Origin of the sequence: Pseudoalteromonas sp. TB25 (genome assembly GCF_000497995.1) — a bacterium.
Lineage (GTDB): Bacteria > Pseudomonadota > Gammaproteobacteria > Enterobacterales > Alteromonadaceae > Pseudoalteromonas > Pseudoalteromonas distincta.
Map to the genome: position 1 here is coordinate 1 of NZ_AUTI01000341.1, position 6,570 is coordinate 6,570.

Annotated in this window: 3 protein-coding genes; all 3 read left to right on the plus strand. The window is 41.6% G+C overall.

Going from position 1 to position 6,570, the window contains the following annotated elements:
* The first annotated feature begins 47 nt into the window (after positions 1-47).
* The 3 genes from L652_RS0113725 to L652_RS0113735 all read left to right on the plus strand — a co-directional run bounded on the left by L652_RS0113725 (position 48) and on the right by L652_RS0113735 (position 6,412).
* A complete protein-coding gene (locus tag L652_RS0113725) occupies positions 48-653 on the plus strand; it encodes an energy transducer TonB (protein WP_024597386.1) in 606 nt (201 codons plus the stop codon).
* 45 nt (positions 654-698) lie between these two features.
* Positions 699-2,027 (plus strand): hypothetical protein, encoded by a 1,329-nt coding sequence (locus tag L652_RS0113730; protein ID WP_024597385.1) that lies wholly within the window; start codon positions 699-701, stop codon positions 2,025-2,027.
* Positions 2,028-2,323: 296 nt separating this feature from the next.
* Positions 2,324-6,412, plus strand: coding sequence for a hypothetical protein (locus tag L652_RS0113735; RefSeq protein ID WP_024597384.1), 4,089 nt, complete (start codon positions 2,324-2,326; stop codon positions 6,410-6,412).
* Positions 6,413-6,570: the final 158 nt, after the last annotated feature.

The following is a 6,570-nucleotide window of genomic DNA, read 5'->3' on the forward strand; positions in this document are numbered from 1 at the left end:
TTGATGTATCAATTGCCGCACAAGATGCGTCTTAAGGGCTAGTTATGTTGCGATATTTAGTTGCATTAGTGATAGCCGGTGTAGTGACCTTTATGTTGTTTTTAGGCATGCAGGCACTGATCACTGGCGGTGAAGGCGCTATGACGGATCCGGTAAAGGGTAACGTACTTGATTTTGTTCGCTTGAAAAAAGAAGAAACCGTACAAAAAAAAGAGCGCAAGCCACAAAAGCCACCAACACCAAAAGAGCCGCCACCACCAATGGAATCACCGCAAATGCAAAATAGTGATGCTACAGCAAATGCTAACAACTTTGACTTTGGTGCCAATGTAGATGCGGATGTAAATTTAGCCGGCGGGTTAGCACTTGAAACAAGTGATGGTGAATACTTACCGATTGTAAAGGTGGCCCCTGTTTATCCGCGCCGTGCGTTATCACGTGGCATAGAAGGCTACGTTATTGTTGAGTTTACAGTAACTAAACAAGGCACTGTACGCGACCCACAAGTAGTAAAAGCAGAGCCTGAGTCACTTTTTGATAGAGCTGCGATGGATGCAGCCCTTAAATTTAAATATAAACCGCGCGTAGTAAACGGTGAAGCCGTTGAAGTTGCGGGTGTTCAGAACAAAATATCTTTCCAAATTAGCGGTTAATTTAGTAATTAACCACGAGTAAACGGACAGAAATGCGAGGCGATTATGAAATTACTACCTACAGCTAAACTTTTAAAGTTAACACTATTTTGTACCGCTGCGATCAGTACAAGTATTGTTGCACCAAGTGCTCTAAGCCTAATTCCAGGGCTACATGTAGCTACGGCATATGCAGAGCAAGAACAAAAAACGAAACGTGTACCAGCACTGCGTGAAAAGGTTTATAGCCAGCTTGCTCGTGCGCAAAAACTTGCTGACGATGGTGATGTTAAAGGTGGACTTGAAGCGCTTGATAGCATTCAAGAGCGAGCTGCAAGCATGAACTCGTACGAAGTGGCAATGATGCATAACTTTTACGGGTTTATTTATTACAACGAAAACGACTTACCAAAAGCGATTGCCTCGTTTGAAAAAGTGGTAGCTGAGGAAGCTATTCCTGAGTCACTTCGTTTAAGCACTACATTTAGCTTGGCTCAACTGGCTATGGCTAATAGTGATTACACTAAAGTTATCTCTTTTTTAGATGATTGGGACAGTATTAACACTCAGCCTAAAACAGAAGGCTACTACTTGTTAAGGGCTCAAACATACTATCAGTTAAAAGATTATAAAAAAGGGCTTGAGTACATATCTCAAGTGATTGCTTTAAGCGACAGCGAAGGCAAAATCCCTAAGGAAAACTGGTTAGTACTACAGCGTGCAATGTATTACTCGCTTAATCAAACTGACAAAGTTGTTGAAGTGCTTGAGCGCATGGTAAAGCTTTATAATAAGCCTGAGTATTGGGTGCAGTTATCGGGTATGTATGGTGAAACAGGTAGGGAAAAACAACAGTTGGCGGTAATTGAAGCCGCTTACCAGCAAGGATTTTTAACCTCTAAATCTGATTTACGCCAATTAGCGCAAGTGTATTTATACAATGGTTTAGCGTTTAAAGCTGCAAAAGTGATGAGCGATGCCATTGATAAAGATATTGCTGAAAAAACAGCAAAAAACTACGCTTTTGTTGCCGAGGCGATGATCCAAGCTAAAGAAGATGAAAAATCTATTACCTACTTTGCAAAAGCTGCTGATTTATCTGAGCACGGTAAATACGATCAACGTTTAGCCGAAGTATTTGTTAACACAGAGCAATATGAAGAAGCCGCCGATGCAGCGCGTAAAGCACTTGATAAAGGTGGCCTTGATTTTGAATCAAATGCATTTGTAGCACTGGGTATGGCGCAGTACAACATGCAAAATTTTGATGCATCAATTTTAGCGTTTGAGCAGGCAGAAAAACATAAAAAATCTCAGCGTTTAGCACAGCAGTGGATCAAATATGTAAAGCGCGAAAAAGTGCATGCAGAAACACTTAGAACAGCTTTACTGTAAATTTTAAAGCGCTTTACTAATTAACAAGTAACGCGTGTAAAACCAGTTCATAATCGCAATACTAAAACCGCCTCAGGGCGGTTTTTATCGTCTCTAAAAGCATCCAATTGTTTGATTTTAAATAAGTTATTTTTGTCATCTTATGGTTATTAAACTGTAACTACTTTGTCATAAGTCTCCCGTATTGTAACCGCAGCTAAACTCAAGTGACCTTAAAGCATTATTTAAGTGTTTTATGGTGACTTGAGTTTATTTGAGCACCTAAAAAATAATTAAATACTTTAACGGAGTGAACAATGAAATTATCTGACTTATTCAAAGTAAGTTTGATTGCAACTGCAGTATCTTTAGCTGGTTGTGGTGGAGACTTAGTAGTATCTGAAGGCGACACAACTATTAATGAAGGTGATACAGTAACTAACGTTATTGAAGGCGGTGACGATACAAGTGGTGAAACGTCATCACGTGATGATTCACAAAATGCTACCACTGGCTTTCCTACTGATATTGATAATGCACTAACTCAAGGTTTAGCAACTGATGTTTCTAGTGAGTTTACATCTATTACAGATAAGCCCGTATATCGCTTAGCTGCAGATACCGTGTTCACTACTGATGTATCGTTAACAAACGACGCACACTGGATCTTAAATGGCCGTACTGCGGTTGGTAATGATCGCGCAGATAACGCCAAGCTTTATATTCAGCAAGGTACAACGATTATTGGCGAAACAGGAGATGACTTCCTAGTTGTTCGTCGCGGTTCACAAATTGAATCGGTAGGGACTGTAAGTCAGCCCATTACAATGACCTCAATTCAAGATGTTACAGCTCAAGAAACAACGATTGGTCAGTGGGGCGGTTTAGTATTATTAGGTAACGCGCCAGCAAATTCTTGCGGCGACCAAGAAGGTGAAGCAACAGCTGATGAACTTGCTAATTGTGGTGTGTCGGCTGAAGGTGATGCAGGTCAGTTTGGTGGCGATATCAGTGATGATAATTCAGGTACTTTAAAGTATGTACTTGTTAAGCAAGCCGGTAAAACGTTAGGTAATGGTGATGAGTTAAATGGTATTACGTTTGCCGGTGTTGGCTCTGCAACTACGGTTGATTATATTCAAGTACATGAAAATCTTGATGATGGTATAGAGTTCTTTGGTGGCACAGTTAATGTAAGCAATGTTGTACTTACAAATATTGGTGACGATTCGCTAGATTGGTCTTTTGGTTGGACGGGCTCAGCCACAAACGTTTATATTCAGCAAGCGGCTAACGTAGGCGATAACGCTATCGAAGCTGATAACTCTGAATTTGATTCAAGTGCAACACCATTAACACTACCTACTATTTCAAACGTTACAATTGTGGGTGCTGAGGGCAATAACGGCATTCGTTTACGTGCGGGTACTGCTGGGGTTCTTAAAAATGTATTTGTAACGGGCCCAGCTACTTATGAAAACTGCTTACGTGTAGGCTCGGATTCAGTACCTCGTGCAGAGGATGGCACACTTACGATTACAAACTCTATAGTTGCTTGTCAAACTGCAGCGAATAACTTTGGCAGCGAAGTTATTAACGGTGGCGATGTACAATCTTGGTTTGAAGGCCAAGACGCTAACCAAACACTTACCCCAGCTGATTTAATGCTAGATGACAACGGTTATACACCTCTTGCTGGCTCGCCGCTTATTGCAAATACGCAAGTTGGTGCATTTGATGGCTCAACTAATTGGATGGAAGGTTGGACTGTTGGTATTAATGGTGGCTTCCCTACTGATATTGATAATGCGCTATCACAAGGTTTAGCCTCAGACGTATCTAGCGAATTTCCGAAAATTACAGATAAGCCAGTATATCGCTTAGCTGAAGATACAACGTTTACAGCGGATGTAACACTTACAAATGACGCACATTGGATTTTAAATGGCCGTACAGCAGTAGGTAATGACCGTGCAGACGCTACAACACTTTATGTTCAAGCCGGCACGACATTAATTGGTGAATCAGGTGATGACTTTTTAGTTGTTCGTCGTGGTTCGCAAATTAACGCAAATGGTAATGCAACTGCACCTATTACAATGACATCTATTGAAGATGTAACAGGCGCTGAAACAACAATTGGTCAATGGGGCGGTTTAGTACTTTTAGGTAATGCTCCTGCTAACTCGTGTGGCGATCAAACTGGCGAAACGACGGCTGAAGAACTTGCTAACTGTGGTGTATCTGCAGAAGGTGATGCAGGGCAATTTGGTGGCGATATTAGCGATGATAACTCAGGTGTTCTTCGTTATATTGTCGTAAAGCACGCAGGTAAAACTCTTGGTAACGGCGATGAGCTTAATGGTATTTCGTTTGCGGGTGTAGGCTCTGCAACAAAAGTAGAATATATCCAAGTTCATCAAAATCTTGATGATGGCGTTGAGTTTTTTGGTGGTACTGTAAATGTTCGTAACATAGTACTTACTGACATTGGTGATGATGCATTTGATTGGTCGTTTGGTTGGACAGGTCGTGCGCAAAATATTTATATTCAACAAAGTGCTGTTGGTGGTGATAACGCTATTGAAGCGGATAACTCAGAATTTGATTCAAATGCTACACCTTTAACAAAGCCACTAATTTCTAACGTAACAATTGTAGGTGCTGATGGTACTAACGGTGTTCGTTTACGTGCAGGTACAGCGGGCGTTCTACGTAATGTAGTAATTACAGGACCTGAAGGTTACTCAAACTGTTTACGTGTGGGTTCTGACTCTGTAGCAAATGCAGAATCTGGTGAGCTTTCTATTGAAAACTCAGTAGTGGCATGTAGTGAAGATAATAACTTTGGTAGTGAAGCAATTGGTGGTGGTAATGTTCAATCTTGGTTTGAAGGCCAAACAGGTAACCAAACGCTGACAGCTGCAGGCCTTAGTTTAGCAACCGATGGCTTTACACCTAAATCTAGCTCACCATTATTAGGTTCGGGTGTTGATTCGTCAGACCTTGATTCGTTCTTTACTAAAACAGATTATATTGGTGCGTTTGATGGCGATAATAACTGGATGGATGGGTGGACAGTCGCTATAACACCAAGTTTTCCTGATGATATTCAAAACGCCTTAGAGCAGGGTTTTGCTACTGATGTATCAGCGAGCTTTCCTGAAATCACAGACAAGCCAGTTTATCAGTTAACTTCTGATGTTGTATTCACTTCAGACGTAACATTAACTAACGATGCACATTGGATTCTAAAAGGCCGTACAGCCGTAGGTAATGACCGCGCTGATGAAACGACTTTATATATTCAATTTGGTACTACGCTTATTGGCGAGTCGGGTGATGACTTTTTAGTTGTTCGTCGTGGTTCAAAAATAGAGGCCGTGGGCAGTGCAACTCAGCCAATTACTATGACGTCTATTGAAGATGTTACTGGTGGCGAAACGACTATTGGTCAATGGGGCGGTTTAGTGCTTTTAGGTAATGCACCGGCTAACTCGTGTGGCGATCAAGAAGGCGAAGCTACCGCTGATGAGCTTGCAAACTGTGGTGTGTCTGCTGAAGGTGATGCTGGCCAATTTGGTGGTAATGACCCAGAGGATAACTCAGGTACTTTAAAATACGTGGCAGTTAAACAAGCAGGTAAAACGCTAGGTAACGGAGATGAGTTAAACGGCATTACGCTTGCTGGTGTTGGTAGTCAAACAGAGCTTGATTACATTCACGTTCATGAAAACCTGGACGATGGTGTTGAATTTTTCGGTGGTACTGCAAACATCAGTCACCTTGTTTTAACTAATATTGGTGATGACTCACTAGATTGGTCATTTGGTTGGACGGGTAAAGCGCAATACGTACTTATCAAGCAAGCCGAATCAACAGGTGATAATGCAATTGAGGCGGATAACTCTGAGTTTGATTCAAGTGCAACTCCACTCACAATGCCTACAATTTCTAATGTTACTATTATTGGTAATGTTGGGGTTAACGGTATACGTCTACGTGCAGGCACTGCGGGTATGCTTAAGAACGTGGTTGTGACAGGCGGGGCAGATTATTCAAATTGTTTACGTGTAGGTTCAGATTCAGCTCCTCGCGCAGAGGATGGCACATTAACTGTTACTCACTCAGTTGTTGCATGTGAAACGGCAAATAACTTTGGTACGCAAGCAATTGGTACTGGTAATGTTGAGTCTTGGTTCTTAGGCCAAACAGGTAACTCTGTGCAAGCAGCCACAGACCTTGGTTTAGCAGATAACGGATATATGCCTTCGGCTGAGTCATTACTGCTAGGTAATGGTTTTGATTCTTCAAGCCTAGATAGTTACTTTGATTCAGTAGATTACATTGGTGCAATGGATGCACAAACAGACTGGACAGCAGGTTGGGTTAAGGTAGGTCTTTAATCCTCTCTACTAAAAGCCGGACGAAAGTCCGGCTAATGTCTTGTTTTGTTTCGGAGTATAAAAATGAAATCTTTTAAACCCTCTTCTCTTGTTCTTTGTAAACTAAATTGCGCAGTTATGGCTGCAATTATGGGGCTATCAGTAAACACAGCTATAGC